Annotated in this window: 12 protein-coding genes, 1 tRNA gene, 3 rRNA genes and 1 pseudogene; 15 read left to right on the top strand and 2 right to left on the bottom strand. The window is 46.5% G+C overall.

Features of this window, described 5'->3' with window-relative positions; all coding sequences use genetic code 11:
- The first annotated feature begins 81 nt into the window (after window positions 1–81).
- The 14 genes and pseudogenes from MKY87_RS16240 (at window position 82) to MKY87_RS16305 (ending at window position 14,661) form a co-directional block, all read left to right on the top strand.
- The gene (locus MKY87_RS16240) at window positions 82–633 is read left to right on the top strand and encodes a hypothetical protein (protein ID WP_340965400.1); all 552 of its coding nucleotides are present in this window, start codon (window positions 82–84) and stop codon (window positions 631–633) included.
- Between the two features lie 438 nt (window positions 634–1,071).
- Window positions 1,072–2,624 (top strand): 16S ribosomal RNA (locus MKY87_RS16245).
- 307 nt (window positions 2,625–2,931) lie between these two features.
- Window positions 2,932–5,858, top strand: a 23S ribosomal RNA gene (locus MKY87_RS16250).
- 80 nt (window positions 5,859–5,938) lie between these two features.
- A 5S ribosomal RNA gene (rrf, locus tag MKY87_RS16255) occupies window positions 5,939–6,055 on the top strand.
- Together the 16S, 23S and 5S rRNA genes form the textbook arrangement of a ribosomal RNA operon.
- Window positions 6,056–6,422: 367 nt before the next feature.
- Window positions 6,423–7,880: an IMP dehydrogenase gene (guaB, locus tag MKY87_RS16260; RefSeq protein WP_289390816.1), complete on the top strand. Its 1,458-nt coding sequence runs from the start codon at window positions 6,423–6,425 to the stop codon at window positions 7,878–7,880.
- Window positions 7,881–8,296: 416 nt separating this feature from the next.
- Window positions 8,297–9,685 (top strand): D-alanyl-D-alanine carboxypeptidase family protein, encoded by a 1,389-nt coding sequence (locus MKY87_RS16265; protein ID WP_340965402.1) that lies wholly within the window; start codon window positions 8,297–8,299, stop codon window positions 9,683–9,685.
- A 175-nt stretch (window positions 9,686–9,860) separates the two neighbouring features.
- A pseudogene (locus MKY87_RS16270) lies at window positions 9,861–9,971 on the top strand (pyridoxal 5'-phosphate synthase lyase subunit PdxS); the annotation flags it as partial.
- A gap of 18 nt (window positions 9,972–9,989) precedes the next feature.
- On the top strand, window positions 9,990–10,580 hold the full coding sequence (gene pdxT, locus MKY87_RS16275) for a pyridoxal 5'-phosphate synthase glutaminase subunit PdxT (RefSeq protein WP_340965403.1): 591 nt from the start codon (window positions 9,990–9,992) through the stop codon (window positions 10,578–10,580).
- A gap of 274 nt (window positions 10,581–10,854) precedes the next feature.
- Window positions 10,855–12,138: a serine--tRNA ligase gene (gene serS, locus MKY87_RS16280; RefSeq protein WP_340965404.1), complete on the top strand. Its 1,284-nt coding sequence runs from the start codon at window positions 10,855–10,857 to the stop codon at window positions 12,136–12,138.
- Window positions 12,139–12,332: 194 nt separating this feature from the next.
- Window positions 12,333–12,421: transfer RNA gene (locus tag MKY87_RS16285), tRNA-Ser, on the top strand.
- 192 nt (window positions 12,422–12,613) lie between these two features.
- Entirely contained in the window at window positions 12,614–12,952 is a 339-nt protein-coding gene (locus tag MKY87_RS16290) for a hypothetical protein (protein ID WP_036607297.1), read from the top strand.
- 29 nt (window positions 12,953–12,981) lie between these two features.
- Window positions 12,982–13,158 carry a hypothetical protein gene (locus tag MKY87_RS16295; RefSeq protein WP_340965405.1) on the top strand — a complete coding sequence of 59 codons (177 nt, stop codon included), beginning with the start codon at window positions 12,982–12,984 and terminating at the stop codon, window positions 13,156–13,158.
- 21 nt (window positions 13,159–13,179) lie between these two features.
- Entirely contained in the window at window positions 13,180–13,332 is a 153-nt protein-coding gene (locus MKY87_RS16300) for a small acid-soluble spore protein P (protein ID WP_036607296.1), read from the top strand.
- A gap of 234 nt (window positions 13,333–13,566) precedes the next feature.
- Window positions 13,567–14,661, top strand: a complete 1,095-nt coding sequence (locus MKY87_RS16305) for a hypothetical protein (protein ID WP_315939820.1) — start codon at window positions 13,567–13,569, stop codon at window positions 14,659–14,661.
- A 237-nt stretch (window positions 14,662–14,898) separates the two neighbouring features.
- On the opposite strand, the gene MKY87_RS16310 is transcribed toward MKY87_RS16305, so the two are convergent.
- Window positions 14,899–15,468 (bottom strand): GNAT family N-acetyltransferase, encoded by a 570-nt coding sequence (locus MKY87_RS16310; protein ID WP_249913816.1) that lies wholly within the window; start codon window positions 15,466–15,468, stop codon window positions 14,899–14,901.
- A gap of 43 nt (window positions 15,469–15,511) precedes the next feature.
- Window positions 15,512–16,018, bottom strand: a complete 507-nt coding sequence (gene tadA / locus MKY87_RS16315; protein ID WP_091039227.1) for a tRNA adenosine(34) deaminase TadA — start codon at window positions 16,016–16,018, stop codon at window positions 15,512–15,514.
- Between the two features lie 332 nt (window positions 16,019–16,350).
- Here tadA and MKY87_RS16320 point away from each other — a divergent pair, with 332 nt between their 5' ends.
- On the top strand, window positions 16,351–18,690 hold the full coding sequence (locus MKY87_RS16320; protein ID WP_339787429.1) for an ATP-binding protein: 2,340 nt from the start codon (window positions 16,351–16,353) through the stop codon (window positions 18,688–18,690).
- Window positions 18,691–18,696 lie beyond the last annotated feature (6 nt).

Genomic DNA, 18,696 nt, shown 5'->3' on the forward strand with positions numbered 1-18,696 from the left:
TTATATCATTGTTGATTATTATGATACAAATGTGCTAAATTGTATTTAATACATTCGTATTATAAAAAGGAGGGTTAACAGATGATTGGTTATTTCATTATAGGATGTGAGATTGCCTTTTGGGTGTTTGTGTTTGCGGGTCTAAGTGTCAGGTATCTTCTTGGCATGAAAAGGTTAGGCATTGGTCTACTGATGGCAACACCAATAGTGGATCTGTTGTTGCTGGTGGCCACTGTGATAGATCTTCAGCGTGGAGCTACAGCGAGCATGATTCATGGTATTGCTGCGGTGTATATCGGAGTAAGTATCGCCTATGGTCATCAGATGATCGCTTGGGCGGATCGATACTTCCTATATTGGTTCAAAGGCGGAGAGAATCCTCGTAGCAACAAGTTATATGGCAGAGAACATGCGAGTCGTGAGCGTAGTGGATGGTTTAGACATCTTTTGGCCTGGACAATAGGCAGTGCATTTCTATTCGCCATGATATGGTGGATTGGGAATGCTGAACGTACAGCCGTCCTCTATAATCTGATTAAAATGTGGGGAATCATAATCGGAATCGATTTTCTGATAAGTTTTAGCTATAGTTTATGGCCAAGAAAAGTTCCTGCTAGGAATGTTAAACAATAAAATGCAAATGGATGTGCATACGAAATTGCTAAAAAGGGAGAATACCCTATATACGTTCTGAACGTATCGTTTTAATGGTTGATAATATTTGAAAAAAAGACTTGCAATCAAAATCTGTACATGGTATATTCTAATTCCGGCCAAGAAAACACAGTTTACACGGTGCGGCAAGCGATTGAAAAAAGCTTCGAAAGAAACTTGAAAAAAGAGCTTGCAAAGTTGGTTCGGATGTGATAAGATATAAAAGTTGCTGAAGAGAACGACATTCGGTAGCGAAACAAGTTTGATCTTTGAAAACTGAACAACGAGTGAGTAAACATTCTGCTTGCAGAATGAACGCGAAAGTTTGAAACAAGCCTTGGCTTGGATCGACTGGAGCACAAATGAGATTTTTAATCTCGTCAGATTCAAAATGAGCTTATCGCTCTTTTCAATACTTTATTGGAGAGTTTGATCCTGGCTCAGGACGAACGCTGGCGGCATGCCTAATACATGCAAGTCGAGCGGACTTGAAGAGAAGCTTGCTTCTCTGATGGTTAGCGGCGGACGGGTGAGTAACACGTAGGCAACCTGCCCTCAAGTTTGGGACAACTACCGGAAACGGTAGCTAATACCGAATAGTTGTTTTCTTCGCCTGAAGGAAACTGGAAAGACGGAGCAATCTGTCACTTGGGGATGGGCCTGCGGCGCATTAGCTAGTTGGTGGGGTAACGGCTCACCAAGGCGACGATGCGTAGCCGACCTGAGAGGGTGATCGGCCACACTGGGACTGAGACACGGCCCAGACTCCTACGGGAGGCAGCAGTAGGGAATCTTCCGCAATGGGCGAAAGCCTGACGGAGCAATGCCGCGTGAGTGATGAAGGTTTTCGGATCGTAAAGCTCTGTTGCCAGGGAAGAACGCTTGGGAGAGTAACTGCTCTCAAGGTGACGGTACCTGAGAAGAAAGCCCCGGCTAACTACGTGCCAGCAGCCGCGGTAATACGTAGGGGGCAAGCGTTGTCCGGAATTATTGGGCGTAAAGCGCGCGCAGGCGGTCATTTAAGTCTGGTGTTTAATCCCGGGGCTCAACCCCGGATCGCACTGGAAACTGGGTGACTTGAGTGCAGAAGAGGAGAGTGGAATTCCACGTGTAGCGGTGAAATGCGTAGATATGTGGAGGAACACCAGTGGCGAAGGCGACTCTCTGGGCTGTAACTGACGCTGAGGCGCGAAAGCGTGGGGAGCAAACAGGATTAGATACCCTGGTAGTCCACGCCGTAAACGATGAGTGCTAGGTGTTAGGGGTTTCGATACCCTTGGTGCCGAAGTTAACACATTAAGCACTCCGCCTGGGGAGTACGGTCGCAAGACTGAAACTCAAAGGAATTGACGGGGACCCGCACAAGCAGTGGAGTATGTGGTTTAATTCGAAGCAACGCGAAGAACCTTACCAGGTCTTGACATCCCTCTGATCGGTACAGAGATGTATCTTTCCTTCGGGACAGAGGAGACAGGTGGTGCATGGTTGTCGTCAGCTCGTGTCGTGAGATGTTGGGTTAAGTCCCGCAACGAGCGCAACCCTTATATTTAGTTGCCAGCATTTCGGATGGGCACTCTAGATAGACTGCCGGTGACAAACCGGAGGAAGGTGGGGATGACGTCAAATCATCATGCCCCTTATGACCTGGGCTACACACGTACTACAATGGCCGGTACAACGGGCTGCGAAATCGCGAGATGGAGCCAATCCCAACAAAGCCGGTCTCAGTTCGGATTGCAGGCTGCAACTCGCCTGCATGAAGTCGGAATTGCTAGTAATCGCGGATCAGCATGCCGCGGTGAATACGTTCCCGGGTCTTGTACACACCGCCCGTCACACCACGAGAGTTTATAACACCCGAAGTCGGTGGGGTAACCGCAAGGAGCCAGCCGCCGAAGGTGGGATAGATGATTGGGGTGAAGTCGTAACAAGGTAGCCGTATCGGAAGGTGCGGCTGGATCACCTCCTTTCTATGGAGAATCGTTTCCTGCAACGGAAACATTCAAATACGCAGCTTAGCTGCAAAACACTCACTCGTTGCTCAGTTTTGAGAGCTCAAACTCTCAAACAGCTTGCTTTTGCATGGAGCTTGTTCTTTGAAAACTAGATATCGAAACGAAAGTAAATGCGAATTAGAACATTCCTTTTTAGCTGAACTTGTGTTGAACAAGTTTCAATAAAAACGGTAGATTGCACGTACGATGGTTTTGGGTGGGAGCGACTTTTGGCTTTGCGCAAGCAAAACAAGGGAAGCGAGCAGCCAATACCGGAGCACGAGGTTAAGCTACTAAGAGCACACGGAGGATGCCTAGGCGCTAGGAGCCGATGAAGGACGTGGCGAACAACGAAACTGCCTCGGGGAGCTGTAAGCAAGCTTTGATCCGGGGGTGTCCGAATGGGGAAACCCAGCTGGGGTAATTTCCAGTTACTCATAACTGAATACATAGGTTATGCAGAGGCATACCAGGGGAACTGAAACATCTAAGTACCCTGAGGAAGAGAAAACAATAGTGATTCCGTCAGTAGCGGCGAGCGAACGCGGAGAAGCCCAAACCAGAGAGCTTGCTCTTTGGGGTTGTGGGACGTCTCACATGGAGTTACAAAGGAACCGGTTAAGCGAAGAGGTCTGGAAAGGCCCGCCAAAGAAGGTAAAAGCCCTGTAATTGAAAGTTGGTTCCCTCCGAGACGGATCCCGAGTAGTGCGGGGCACGTGAAACCCCGTATGAATCCGGCAGGACCATCTGCCAAGGCTAAATACTTCCTAGCGACCGATAGTGAAGCAGTACCGTGAGGGAAAGGTGAAAAGCACCCCGGAAGGGGAGTGAAATAGAACCTGAAACCGTGTGCTTACAAAAAGTCAGAGCCCGTTTTAGGGGTGATGGCGTGCCTTTTGTAGAATGAACCGGCGAGTTACGTTCCCGTGCAAGGTTAAGGTGAAGAGCCGGAGCCGCAGCGAAAGCGAGTCTGAATAGGGCGACATAGTACGTGGACGTAGACCCGAAACCGGGTGATCTACCCCTGTCCAGGGTGAAGGTGCGGTAACACGCACTGGAGGCCCGAACCCACGCACGTTGAAAAGTGCGGGGATGAGGTGGGGGTAGCGGAGAAATTCCAATCGAACTCGGAGATAGCTGGTTCTCCCCGAAATAGCTTTAGGGCTAGCCTCGGAAAACAGAGTCGTGGAGGTAGAGCACTGATTGGGTGCGGGGCCCGCAAGGGTTACCAAGCTCAGTCAAACTCCGAATGCCATAGACTTACTTCCGGGAGTCAGACAGTGAGTGCTAAGATCCATTGTCAAAAGGGAAACAGCCCAGACCATCAGCTAAGGTCCCCAAGTGTGTGTTAAGTGGGAAAGGATGTGGAGTTGCACAGACAACCAGGATGTTGGCTTAGAAGCAGCCACCATTGAAAGAGTGCGTAATAGCTCACTGGTCGAGTGACTCTGCGCCGAAAATGTAACGGGGCTAAACACACCACCGAAGCTATGGCTTGATGCTTTGCATCAGGGGTAGGGGAGCGTTGTATAAGGGTTGAAGGTGTACCGTAAGGAGCGCTGGACATTATACAAGTGAGAATGCCGGTATGAGTAACGAAAAGATCAGTGAGAATCTGATCCGCCGAAAGCCTAAGGGTTCCTGAGGAAGGCTCGTCCGCTCAGGGTAAGTCGGGACCTAAGGCGAGGCCGAAAGGCGTAGTCGAAGGACAACAGGTCGAAATTCCTGTACCACCGTAAGCCGTTATGAGCAATGGGGGGACGCAGTAGGGTAGTGACGCGGACTGATGGATGTCCGTCTAAGCAGTGAGGCTGATGTGTAGGCAAATCCGCACATCATTAAGGCTGAGCTGTGATGGGGAGCGAAAATTGTAGTAGCGAAGGTCATGATCTCACACTGCCAAGAAAAGCCTCTAGCCAGGTGAAGGTGCCCGTACCGCAAACCGACACAGGTAGGCGAGAAGAGTATTCTAAGGCGCGCGGAAGAACTCTCGTTAAGGAACTCGGCAAAATGACCCCGTAACTTCGGGAGAAGGGGTGCCCCGGTAGTGTGAATAGCACGAGGGGGCCGCAGTGAAAAGGCCCAAGCGACTGTTTAGCAAAAACACAGGTCTGTGCGAAGCCGTAAGGCGAAGTATACGGGCTGACGCCTGCCCGGTGCTGGAAGGTTAAGGGGAGTGGTTAGGAGCAATCCGAAGCTGTGAACCGAAGCCCCAGTAAACGGCGGCCGTAACTATAACGGTCCTAAGGTAGCGAAATTCCTTGTCAGGTAAATTCTGACCCGCACGAATGGCGTAACGACTTGGGCGCTGTCTCAACGAGAGATCCGGTGAAATTTTAATACCTGTGAAGATGCAGGTTACCCGCGACAAGACGGAAAGACCCCATGGAGCTTTACTGCAGCTTGATATTGAATTTGGGTACGATCTGTACAGGATAGGTGGGAGCCTTTGAAGCGTGAGCGCCAGCTTGCGTGGAGGCAACGTTGGGATACCACCCTGATCGTATCTAGGTTCTAACCTGGTACCGTAATCCGGTGCGGGGACAGTGTCAGGTGGGCAGTTTGACTGGGGCGGTCGCCTCCTAAAGAGTAACGGAGGCGCCCAAAGGTTCCCTCAGAATGGTTGGAAATCATTCGAAGAGTGCAAAGGCATAAGGGAGCTTGACTGCGAGACCTACAAGTCGAGCAGGGACGAAAGTCGGGCTTAGTGATCCGGTGGTACCGCATGGAAGGGCCATCGCTCAACGGATAAAAGCTACCCTGGGGATAACAGGCTTATCTCCCCCAAGAGTCCACATCGACGGGGAGGTTTGGCACCTCGATGTCGGCTCATCGCATCCTGGGGCTGAAGTAGGTCCCAAGGGTTGGGCTGTTCGCCCATTAAAGCGGTACGCGAGCTGGGTTCAGAACGTCGTGAGACAGTTCGGTCCCTATCTGTCGTGGGCGTAGGAAATTTGAGAGGAGCTGTCCTTAGTACGAGAGGACCGGGATGGACGTACCGCTGGTGTACCAGTTGTTCCGCCAGGAGCACCGCTGGGTAGCTATGTACGGACGGGATAAACGCTGAAAGCATCTAAGCGTGAAGCCCCCCTCAAGATGAGATTTCCCAGTATGTAAGACCCCTTGAAGACGACGAGGTAGATAGGCTGGGGGTGGAAGTGCAGCAATGCATGGAGCTGACCAGTACTAATCGGTCGAGGGCTTATCCAATTGCAAGTGATAGTTCGCATCTTTCGTTTCGAATCTAGTTTTCAGAGAACAACACTCTGAAATGTAAGCTTAGCTATGCGTTTGGTGGCGATGGCGGAGGGGTTCCACACGTACCCATCCCGAACACGACCGTTAAGCCCTCTAGCGCCGATGGTACTTGGACCGCAGGGTCCTGGGAGAGTAGGACGCCGCCAAGCAAAGAACCACTGCCGATGTTATTCGGTGGTGGTTTTTATTATATAGTTTTATTATGCAGTATGGGATTAAAATACAGATTGGATGTATTGATTTATCAGCACAATAGGTTGTATAAATGTAACGTTATTCGATACGAATTGACGTTTTTTTGTGTAATAACTAGACATGTCCGCTCTGGAAAAACAGTTGTGTTCATCAGGCAATACACCTGATATAACCAAGTACTTTTCCTTGACAGTCTAAATATCGCTTTGCTAAGATGGCAATAATAAATTTTTCAGAAAACGTATTTTCGGCGTAAAATACAGCCTGGAATCTTCGGGTTTTGGACCGTAAAGCTGAGCAAACATAAGGAGGAACACTTGCGTGTGGGAAGATAAATTTGGTAAGGAAGGCCTCACCTTTGATGATGTATTGCTAGTGCCACGGAAATCCGAGACACTGCCTAAAGAAGTAGATGTATCTATTCGTTTGAGCGACAATGTAAAGCTAAATATTCCTTTGATTAGTGCGGGTATGGATACGGTAACTGAAGCGACATTGGCTATTGCCATTGCACGTGAAGGCGGTATCGGTATTATCCATAAAAATATGTCGGTTGAACAACAGGCAGAAGAAGTAGATCGTGTTAAACGTTCGGAGAGTGGCGTAATTACGAATCCATTCTCACTGACGGCAGATCATCTGGTATCTGATGCGGAAGCAGTAATGGCGAAATATCGGATCTCCGGTGTACCTATTATTGAAGGAGATCAGAAGCTGGTTGGTATTTTGACTAACCGCGATTTGCGTTTTATCCATGATTACGGCATCAAGATTAGCGAAGTCATGACTCGTGAGAATCTGGTTACCGCTCCTGTAGGCACTACACTGCAAGAAGCTGAAGGTATCCTTCAGAAGCACAAGATTGAAAAACTTCCATTAGTTGATGAGACAAACACATTGAAAGGTCTTATCACGATTAAAGATATTGAGAAAGCCATTCAATTCCCTCATGCAGCCAAAGACGCTCAAGGACGTCTGTTGGTTGGTGCAGCGATTGGTATTTCCAAAGATACATTTGAACGTGCTGATGCTTTGGTACAAGCTGGTGTCGACCTGATTACGGTAGACTCGGCTCACGGACACCACATCAATATCATTGAAGCTGTACGTCAGCTTCGTGAACGTTTCCCTAGCCTGACCATCGTTGCAGGTAACGTTGCTACTGGCGCAGCCACTCGTGACCTGATCGAAGCAGGGGCTTCGGTAGTTAAAGTGGGTATTGGTCCAGGTTCGATTTGTACAACACGTGTTATCGCTGGTATTGGTGTACCTCAAGTAACTGCAGTGTACGATTGTGCAACAGTGGCACGCGAATATGGAGTTCCGATTATCGCGGACGGCGGAATTAAATATTCCGGTGAAATTACGAAGGCACTGGCTGCAGGCGCACACGCGGTGATGCTGGGAAGTTTGTTTGCCGGCACAGCGGAAAGCCCGGGGGAAACTGAAATCTTCCAAGGACGTAGCTACAAAGTATACCGCGGTATGGGTTCAATGGCTGCAATGAAACAAGGTAGTAAAGATCGTTACTTCCAAGATGATGACAAGAAACTGGTTCCGGAAGGAATCGAAGGTCGTGTCGCTTACAAAGGGCCATTGTCTGATACGATCCACCAACTGATTGGTGGTCTGCGTTCGGGTATGGGATACTGTGGTACAAGTAACTTGGAGCAACTTCGTAACGATACAGGCTTTATCCGAATTACAGGTGCAGGACTGCGCGAAAGTCATCCCCATGATGTACAGATTACCAAAGAAGCACCTAACTACTCGTTGTAATCTGAAGAGAGTTAATCATTTCCAGGACAGGCTCGGTGATTTTCACCGGGTCTGTCTTTTTTTGCTGATACCCCTGTGATAGAATAGAACAAGCGGTGACGATCCATGGATGGATTAAGGCGTTGCGGCGGCTATTTGACGTGAATCTATGAATATGGTTTTGAAAAGCAAATGCAGTGCCAGAAAAGGCTGCCAGTTAAACAGAAGCGCGGACGTCCTTTTACATAAGCATTTGCAAAATGCGGACTAAGTGACAATCGATAACGAACTTTAGGGGCAATAATATTGCTCGTTCGATACAGCGCATATAGCACACATCTCATACATCAAACACACAGGTTAGGGAACAAGAAAATCGCAGCATAAGCTGCACTGAAGCAATTCACAATGCTTTGGATCGAAGGGAGTATTCATCATTGAAAGCCAAACACATGAATAAAAAGAAACGCCAAATGCTCAAAAAGAGCGTAGCCTCGGTAATGCTAATTAACATGCTTTGTATGTCTGCAGTAATGCCGGTCATGGCTGCTGCGGATAACTCCGGTCAGGTTCTGACTGCTGCAGCAACAACAACGAAGACGGAGAAAGCCGTGCAGGTGCCTGGGGTAGACTCACTTGGGCTTGAAGTTAGATCTGCAGTGCTTATGGAAGCCTCAACGGGACAGATTCTACTAAATGTTGATGCGGATAAAGCGATGCCACCTGCAAGTATGACCAAAATGATGACAGAGTACATTGTCGCCGAACAAGTCAAACAAGGTAAATTCGGCTGGGACGATATTGTAACTGTTAAAAAGAATGCTGCACAAAGTATCGGGTCGCGAATTTTCCTCGCGGAAGGTGACCAGCACACAGTTAAGGATCTCTATATAGCTATGGCTGTTGGCTCTGCCAATGATGCTACGGTTGCTTTGGCTGAACATGTTGCTGGTTCGGAAGAAGCTTTCGTGAAAATGATGAATGATGAAGCGAAGCGTATGGGCATGAAGGATACGTTCTTCATCAACTCTTCCGGTCTAGACCGAGCAGATATGCCTGCCGACTTCCGTCCAGCTGAAGACAAGGAAACAGTGATGTCCGCAATGGATGCTGCGATTCTGTGCAGATATATCATCATGGATCACCCGGACTACAAAGATTTTACAACCATTCAATCCTATAAGTTCCGTCCAAATGATAAAGCTCCAATTATCAATTACAACTGGATGCTGGAAGCGAATAAAAATATAACCAATTTCAAAAGCTATGCCTATGAAGGTCTGGATGGAATGAAAACAGGCCATACCACGAACGCAGGTAATAACTTTACAGGTACAGCGGAACGTAACGGTATGCGTCTAATTAGTGTCGTTATGGGCACAGATTCGGAATCCGCACGTTTCAGAGAAACTAAAAAGGTATTGGACTTTGGATTTAACAACTTTGAAGTGAAGCAGGCTGTTGCAGGCAAGACCAAAGTGACGGGCTGGGAAGCTGTGCCTGTGAAAAAAGGTAAAGAAACAACCGTTCCTGTCGTAACAGATAATGCGGTAAGTTTCGTTGTACCCAAAGGTACCCAGAACCTGGATGTGACGTTCAAAGCCAACGTAACTGAGGCTGACAAGCTGGTAGCACCAATCAAGGCAGGTACAAAGGTTGGTACGGTAACGTACACGTATAAAGCAGATGGAATTGAGCCACAGGAAAAAACAGTGAACTTGATTACTGCGGAAGAGGCTGAAAAAGGCGGATGGTTCCGTTTGTTCTTCCGTGCCGTGAAGGATTTCTTCGTGGATCTTTTTGACGGGATTAAAAACCTGTTTTAATCCATAGCAAACTTCATGGAAAGAGTATGATCATGAATTTGATGTTTATGTGGTCATATCATTGATAAAATACAAGTTATTCCGACCGGATGGATTGTATAATTACAATTTTTCCGGTAAAATATCAAGTTAGAATTCACGTATAATGAAGCAAAAAACTCCAATGTTTTTTAGAACGACACATACATTACGGGCCGAAGTGTCCAAGTATCTTGGAGCACCGATGAAGGGCATAGAGATATCCAAACTTGCACCTTCCGAGCGTATGCAAAATCGTGGCTGGTAAGAGAAGGGGAATGTGCAAATGAAGATCGGCGTTTTAGCACTTCAAGGGGCTGTCACAGAGCATATACGGAGTATTGAACGCGCTGGAGCAGAAGGTGTGGCTATCAAACAGGTTCAGCAATTGGACGATCTGGATGGTCTTATCCTTCCTGGCGGGGAAAGTACAACGATTGGCAAGCTGATGCGTAAGTATGAGTTTATGGATGCCATTCGCGCGTTTGCTGCTGAAGGCAAACCTGTGTTTGGTACCTGTGCTGGCTTGATCGTTATGGCTAAACACATTGCAGGGCAAGAGGAAGCTCATTTGGAGCTAATGGATATGACTGTATCCCGAAATGCATTTGGACGGCAGAGAGAAAGTTTTGAGACGGATTTGCCAGTCAAAGGCATTGAGGAAACGGTAAGGGCTGTGTTTATACGGGCGCCCTTGATCGAGAGTGTCGGAGACCAGGTCGAAGTTCTCTCCACATACAAGGATGAGATTGTTACCGCTCGTCAGGGGCATTTGCTGGCTTGCTCCTACCATCCGGAGTTGACGGATGACTATCGTCTGCATACTTATTTTGTAGACATGGCCAGATCCTACAAACACACGGTAGACTCTAAATAATGCATGATGTACAACCTATGATCTCCCGGTCATCGGATCACTTCCCCAGAAGCCGTGTAAGGCCGCTGGATGGCAGTTGCATCTGAACGGATGCCTGATGTTGCCTGTATCTGCTTCATAGCGGGAATCGCAGCGGAGGGTAACACCGGGGATATAGGTTGTTTTTTGGGTTACAGGTTCCGATAAGTATATAGTAAGGTATATACAGTAGAGTTTTGAGAATGGATTTTAACATAATGCTTCACGTTGTGAGGTTATTTAGGAGGGGTATATCGTGCTTGATGTGAAAATATTGCGGAATGAGTATGCGCGTGTAGAAGAAGCATTGAATAAACGTGGCAAATCGCTGGATCTTATCGCTGGATTTACCGAGATGGATGCCAAGCGTCGGGAATTGCTTCAAGAGAGTGAAACACTGAAGAGCCGTCGGAATACGGTCTCTGCGGAAGTTGCTAGACTGAAGAAGAATCGTGAGAATGCGGATGATCTGATTGTGGAGATGCGTGAAGTCTCTGATCGAATCAAAGCCATGGACGAAGAAGTTCGGGAACTGGAAGTGAAGATCAATGATCTCACAATGGCGATTCCGAACATTCCTAACGAAAGTGTACCGATTGGAGCTTCTGAAGACGACAATGTTGAGATTCGTCGTTGGGAAGAGCCGAAGTCATTTACTTTTGCACCAAAAGCACACTGGGAAATTGCGCAGGATCTCGATATTCTTGATTTTGAAGCGGCTGCCAAAGTAACAGGTTCCCGTTTTACCTTTTATAAAGGTCTGGGTGCGCGTCTGGAACGTGCATTGATCAACTTCATGATGGATCTGCACAGCGATCAACATGGATATGAAGAGATTCTGCCTCCATACATCGTGAATCGGGACAGCTTGTTTGGAACAGGTCAACTGCCTAAGTTCGAAGAAGATCTGTTTAAGTTGAAAGATACTGAATATTATCTAATCCCTACTGCTGAAGTTCCGGTAACGAACTACCATCGCGAAGAGATTCTGAATGTAGATCAATTGCCTAAACACTTTGTGGCATACAGCTCTTGTTTCCGCTCTGAAGCCGGTTCGGCTGGACGGGATACACGCGGCTTGATTCGTCAGCATCAATTCAACAAAGTAGAGCTGCTCAAGCTCTCTACTCCAGAGACTTCGTATGAAGAGCTGGAGCAAATGACTCAAAATGCGGAGCGTGTGCTTCAATTGTTGGGCTTGCCGTATCGCGTCCTGACTTTGTGCACGGCAGATATGGGTTTCACTTCAGCTAAAACGTATGATATTGAAGTATGGTTGCCTGAGAGCAATACCTATCGTGAGATTTCTTCATGCTCCAACTGTGAGGATTTCCAGGCACGTCGTGCCAATATCCGTTTCCGCAGAGAGCCAAAAGCCAAACCGGAATTTGTTCATACATTGAACGGGTCAGGATTGGCTGTTGGACGGACGGTAGCCGCTATCCTGGAGAACTATCAACAGGAAGATGGCACGGTTGTTATTCCTGAAGCATTGCGTCCTTATATGGGCGGCACCAGTGTGATTGCACGTCGCTCTTAAGAGTTAGTTAACCATCCTCATCAAGAGGAATACAAACTCAATCCGTCATTTTGGAATGGCGGATTGGAGTGTTTTGTAAAGCCGAGGCAGTTGTCTGACACGGGATTATCAATTTTGATATAAAAAAGGTTGCATTATAATGTCGAGATGTGGTATGATACTTTTCGTGGCAAGTTTATAAAAGTTAATTCCCTGGAGAGGTACCGAAGCGGTCATAACGGGGCGGTCTTGAAAACCGTTAGGGGGCAACTCCACGTGGGTTCGAATCCCACCCTCTCCGCCATACTACACTTATAACAAGGACTTGAGCGATCTCGCTCGGGTCCTTTTTTGCGTTGTGAGTTTGTTAAACGTAATGAGCATACAGGTTGGTGATCCATGTATACGTTGCACAGTACAACGTTATATTTTGAATAAGGTTAATATGTATAAAAACATCTTCATCGCCGCACTTTATAGGAGTGGAGGTGGTAAGATGAACCGCGAGTTAAACATCGATCAGACAGAGCTTGTAGGGGCTTGGCAAGAACGTTTGCCTCAAGTCTTGAATGTTGGCGATCAGGCTCAAGTGATGGCGGATGAAGCCGATCAGCAGGCCATTCGGATACACATTGCGACAGCAGGTCATGAGATGTATTCTTTTGATTTCAAATGCGCATATGTCGATTCGCGTGAAGTCAGCGTACAGCTGATTGATGTGGAACGGGATGGACGAACGACGGATGAGCGTACAGAACCCATTCAAGAACTGGCTCACGATTATACACGGCACATTCATGAATGCGCCCAGTCGTTACAATCCCAGACGAGATAATAGCCTGAAATCTGAAGGAGTGAACTCAATTGACTAAAGCCAAAGCGGGAGTTGACAAAAACCTGCAAAATGTAGTCGATGATCTGGAGCAACCTGCCGTAAATAGTCATCATGCCCAGCAAATTCAGCAAGATATTAATGATCGCCGTCATCAGGATGCACTGAATCATGACAAACCGGAAGATAGGGACCCATCCCATTCCTAACAATGATGAGGGGGCAATAATATGAGCAAACCAAAAACAATTCCCGTACCGGAAGCACAAGCATCCGAACAGCATCGTCATTCATCCAAACGCTCTTCCATGCAGGAGCCATTATCCGGTTCCAAAAAAGTAAAAAATCAAAATCATGTGGATCATTTGAATCCCCAAGGTTAATAGAAGAAACAGATTCACGCAAAAGTCCCTTGTTACCTAACAGGGGGCTTTTGCGTATTCATACATATATAAAGACAGGCACACGCATATTCCCAAAGCTGACATAGGTCTTTGTAGCCATTTTAAAGAGGAAAGATCACATTTTTCCCAAATTAGGTTTCGGTATCTGGTGATATGGTATATCATTGATATTGAATTACTTTTTTTGGGGTTATCACGAGAGGAGAGAAACAAATGACTAAACGTATGGGGGCGCTTCTTCTTACGTTGCTGTTGACCGTATCTATGGCATTGACAGCATGTAGCAGCAAGCAGGAGCCAAAAGAGGCATTGAAGACGGCTGCGGCCAATGCTTCCAAATTGACTTCGTATGAAATGAGTTCCAACTTTACAATTAATGAATTGAGCTATAAACCTGGGGATGCTTCACAAACTGATCCTACTATGACTCAGTTTATGAGCATGCTGAAGGATGCTCAGTTGAATGTAACAGGTGTATACCAAAGTGAGCCAATGCAGACAGAGATGACTCTTGGCATCGAGCTTAAAGGCGATATGGGTATGACCTTTACCATTCCAATGGTGATGACAGCTGAGAAACTCTATGTGAAAGTGCCGAATATTCCGTTCTTCCCAATTCCGGAGAACGTTGTTGGCAAATTCCTGGAACTTGATCTGAAAGAACTGGCTGAGCAAGAGGGTACAGAATGGAACCCGGATGCTATGGACGCAGCCAAAACGCAAAAGCTGAGCAACGAAGTCATGGACGCAGTGCTGAGCGAGTACGATCAAGCTAAATTCTTCAAAAATCTAGACACCAAAGATGCACAACTTCCTGAAGGTGTAGATGCGAAGCAGGTTGTACAATTCTCGGTGAATAATGACAATGTTAAAGAAGCAGTTACTGTACTGGTAACAAAAGCTATGCCTAAAGTATTGGATATTCTGTCCAAAGAGGAATATCGTGAAATGCTGCAAATGGATCAGGCTGATATCGACAAAGCTAAAGAAGATCTGAAGATCACTGAAGCAGATCAGGCTGAAATGGCTAAAGACTTGGATAAATTGAAAGATGTTCTGACAATCAACCAATTCAACATTGATTTCGCATTGGACAAAAACGACTTCCCTGTATATCAAAAGATGGTCGCTGATGTGCTAATCAAGCCGGAAGATACAAAAGACGAAGTGAAATTGGCATTTACTGGTTCCAATACGTACACCAAGATTAATGAAAAAGCAGCATTCAAAATCAACATCCCTACTGGCGATGACGTAATTACTATGCAAGAGTTCGAAGAATTGATGAACGCTTCATACGGATACTAATCTCGCTGAGTTCAAACCGTCTGTGATTCAAGTGAAGGATAATCTCCTTCCGCTTGGATACAGGCGGTTTTTTTGTTACACAGCGTATGAGGGGATATCCGCAAAATGATTGATCTTTGATTTTAAATCGTGGCTGGTGATCTATACACTTTCCTACATAACTAGGATAGTGCGGTTTTATCTGTATATTGTTAAATTGGAAATACAGACAGTTTTGTGTGGGAACTTCTAAATTAATTAATTCGCAAGTTCGCCCAAGTCTTCAGCAAGTACAGCATAGATCTGATGATCCTGATATTTGCCGTTGATCTTGAGGTATCTGCGAGCAGTACCTTCAAACTGGAATCCGTTCTTCTCCAGTACGCGCTGTGAACCTTTGTTGGAGGGCAATACTGCAGCCTGAACCCGATTTAACTTCAGCGCACGGAAGCCATAAGCTACGGCCAGTTTAACCGCTGCTGTCATTCGTCCGCCGCCCTGATAATCTGGATGGATAAAGTAACCCATATCTGCATAATTGGCAACGCCTAATACGACATTGTTGATACTTACTTGTCCAATCAACAGGCTGTCTTTAATGGTATAGATTCCAAATTGATATCCTGTACCTTCTTCTGCTGCCTTGACCCGATCCTCAATCCGCCGAGTCTGAGCATCCAGTGTATAGAATTCATCGTCTCGCACGGGTTCTACAGACTGGTAGGGGACGCGTGTGACCTGAATCAGGTCCAGATAGGACTGTGTATCCTGGGGTGTGAGCAACCGAAGGCTTATGCCATTGGCTGTATCATAGAGTGTTAGTGCCATTACAGCACACTTCCTTTCTAATTGGGATGTTTGTAGTCGGTGACTATTTTAACTTTTGGCGCAGACTTCTGAAAAATTGAGTTAGCATCGTAGAGCATTCGGGCTGAAGGATATCCGGAATCACCTCGGTGCGATGGTTAAAACGAGGCTCCTGTAGCAGGTTCATCAGTGTACCTGCACAGCCTGCCTTGGGATCAGCCGTACCATAGATTACGCGGGGGACCCTGGATTGTACAATTGCACCTGCACACATCGGACAAGGTTCCAGTGTGACGTACAGAGAACAATCCAACAAACGCCAAGCTCCAATGGTCTCGCTGGCCTGACGAATAGCTACCATCTCTGCATGGGCGGTAGAATCCAGCGTAGTTTCACGCAGATTGTATCCTCGACCAATGATTTGGTTATTTTGTACGATTACAGCTCCAATCGGAACTTCCCCAAGAGCTTCGGCTTTGTAAGCCTCAGCAATGGCCTCTCGCATCCAGTGCTCATGCTGAGCTTCCTCAGATAAATGCGCAAGATCGGTCTGGAGAAAATGTTCAGTCATTACTATATAACTCCTTCCAAAATCGTTTATTCAGCGAACAAGTATTCGGGTTGTTAACATGTTGTGTATAGAATTGTGGATAACCGTGTAGTTGCTCACATAGTTATAAACAAACTATCCACAAGCCTGTGGGTATGTGGATAAATATAGTGATTAATTTCATTGTAGAGTTCGAAAATGCAAAAAACAACGAATTTCGAGCTTTTCATTCATTCGGTAACTTTTGGACACAGGTCAATTATCCTTTTCAAAAAGTCATACAAGCGTTATGATGGAGATAGGTTTTGCCATATATCGCCAGAGGGTACAAGCCGAGAGGTGAACAAAAAAACTTGTCTATTAAAACGAAATTATCCATGATTATGTCGTGCTCAGTGCTCGTTATTTTAGTGTTGAATATCGCACTGAGTTATTATACTACAGAAGAGAATCTGAGGCAGGACAGTGAAACCAAGATGGTGCTCACTGCAAAGCAGATTGCAATTGCTGTCGAACAGAATCAATACAGTTCGGATTATGTAAAACGGCAGATTGGAAACAATCTGTGGCTTGCTGCTGTTATGGCGGCTGAAGAATTGGACCCGGATATTAATAATATCACAAATGAAGAACTTGTACGCTTGAGCCAAAAGGTCGGCGTTTCGCATATCTCGTTAATGGAGCAGACGGATGATGATATTGTGGTTAGCCGCTCCTCGGATCCGAGAGAACTCGGGCTGTCCACCAAATCCATGACCTACTGGTATCAGGCCTTTAAGCAGTTGTTTGAAAAACAACAGGTAACGATTCCCCAAGGGCAGAAGTTGGAGCATTTCTGGTCAGATGGATTTGAATATTCGACATCCAGTCCTTCGGATATTGATATCTGGGGTTACTACCATGATGGAAAGAGAAACTACATAATCAATCCCTTCTATAATAATACGGAAGTTGATGACTATGTGAAAATCTCTAGTCCGGATGAGATTTTGAATAAAATCCGTGAGGTCAATCCCTCCATTCTGGAGATTACAGGCATCAATCCGTTGACTTTCGGCAGCCCCAACATGGGTGATGACGGAAGAGATTCGAACTTTAGCAAGTTGAATAACAGACCGATTCGTTTTGGTACATACCAGTATGGTTCTACGGATGAGGATCATCGTGCTGTGGTGCGCGCCATTCGAACAGGGCAAAATGTATCTTTTGTCAGTGAAACGCATGAACAGAAGGTACTGAAGAGCTTTATTCCCATTTTCACACCCAATCAGTCTTCCTATGTGATCAGTATTGTCATGGACTATAAGCAAATCTCCTCCATGGTATCTGAGCAGTTGGTTAGCCATGCCTCCATATCATTGGTTTTGCTGGAGATTGTGATCTTTGGCAGCTATCTGCTCGCAGGCTATATAACACGTCCGATCCAATCCATATTGGGCAAAGTGAATGATGTAGCGGATGGACACTTTGATTTCCGGCTGAAAGTACGGAGGAAGGATGAACTTGGCCAACTGGCCAATCGTATTAATGCCATGATTCGTAATCTGGGCCATTATACGAGCCGTCTGAAACAGATGTATGAAGAGAATCGGGCGGTGAAAGAGCATCTGGAATCCATCATCAATCAGACAGCGGATGCTATTCACATTACGGATCTTGAAGGAAAAGTACTGCGGGTTAACCGCGCATTTGAACAATTATATGGCTTTCGAAGTCGTGAGGTGGAAGGTCGTCATCTGAAGATTATCCCGCCAGAGGCAGAAGAAGAAATGAAACGTCAGCATGCCCAACTCGTTGAGGGCATGTCCATTACGTCCAACGAAACCACATGGATGAAGAAAGACGGGACCCGAGTAGAGGTCAGTGTCAGTACGGCTCCGGTACGAGACGAGGCTGGAGAGATTACCGCACTTATTAGTGTCTCCAGGGACATTACAAGTCGTAATCGGATGGAAGAGCTGCTCAGACGTTCTGAGAAGCTAACAACCGTGGGCCAGCTTGCAGCAGGTGTAGCACATGAGATTCGTAATCCATTGACCACACTGCGCGGATTCCTGCAGTTACAGCAAGAGAGCAACAAGCTGAATCATCGTCATCTGGATCTGATGTTATCGGAGCTGGATCGCATCAACCTTATTGTTGGTGAATTTCTGATTTTAGCGAAACCGCAGGCGGTTCATTTTCAGAATCGGGACATTCGTTTTATTCTTGGCGATGTCATCTCGTTACTGGATAGTCAGGCGCATCTGCATGGTGTAGAATTTGTACTGCGTGCCTCATCCGATTCGGCTATGGTACACTGTGAAGAGAACCAGTTGAAGCAGGTATTCATCAATTTGCTGAAAAACGGTATGGAGGCCATGCCAAATGGAGGAAGTATCCATATCAAGCTCAAGCATGACGAGCAGTCGAAACGCGTCAGAATTGAGATCAGGGATGAAGGCATCGGTATCCCGGAAGAGATGATGCCCAAGCTTGGGGAGCCTTTCTTTACGAATAAAGAGTCTGGGACAGGGCTTGGTCTGATGGTCAGTCAGCGCATTATTCAATCACATAAGGGCATGATGGATATTAAAAGCGTCATGAACAAGGGAACAACGGTTATCATTGAACTGCCTGCATCCGAGCAACAACCGGAGGTTATTGAGGCAGATCAGGTAACGGATGAACCACTTACAGATGAAGAGAAATAGATGAGG

This window comes from Paenibacillus sp. FSL R7-0198 (assembly GCF_038000415.1).
Taxonomy (GTDB): Bacteria; Bacillota; Bacilli; order Paenibacillales; family Paenibacillaceae; genus Paenibacillus.

What these genes read in the sequence shown, in the direction of transcription:
- MKY87_RS16240 (WP_340965400.1), top strand. Translation starts at nt 82, where the DNA reads ATGATTGGTTATTTCATTATAGGATGTGAGATTGCCTTTTGGGTGTTT.
- pdxT (WP_340965403.1), top strand. Translation starts at nt 9,990, where the DNA reads ATGAAGATCGGCGTTTTAGCACTTCAAGGGGCTGTCACAGAGCATATA.
- MKY87_RS16290 (WP_036607297.1), top strand. Translation starts at nt 12,614, where the DNA reads ATGAACCGCGAGTTAAACATCGATCAGACAGAGCTTGTAGGGGCTTGG.
- MKY87_RS16300 (WP_036607296.1), top strand. Translation starts at nt 13,180, where the DNA reads ATGAGCAAACCAAAAACAATTCCCGTACCGGAAGCACAAGCATCCGAA.
- MKY87_RS16305 (WP_315939820.1), top strand. Translation starts at nt 13,567, where the DNA reads ATGACTAAACGTATGGGGGCGCTTCTTCTTACGTTGCTGTTGACCGTA.
- MKY87_RS16310 (WP_249913816.1), bottom strand. Translation starts at nt 15,468, where the DNA reads ATGGCACTAACACTCTATGATACAGCCAATGGCATAAGCCTTCGGTTG.
- tadA (WP_091039227.1), bottom strand. Translation starts at nt 16,018, where the DNA reads ATGACTGAACATTTTCTCCAGACCGATCTTGCGCATTTATCTGAGGAA.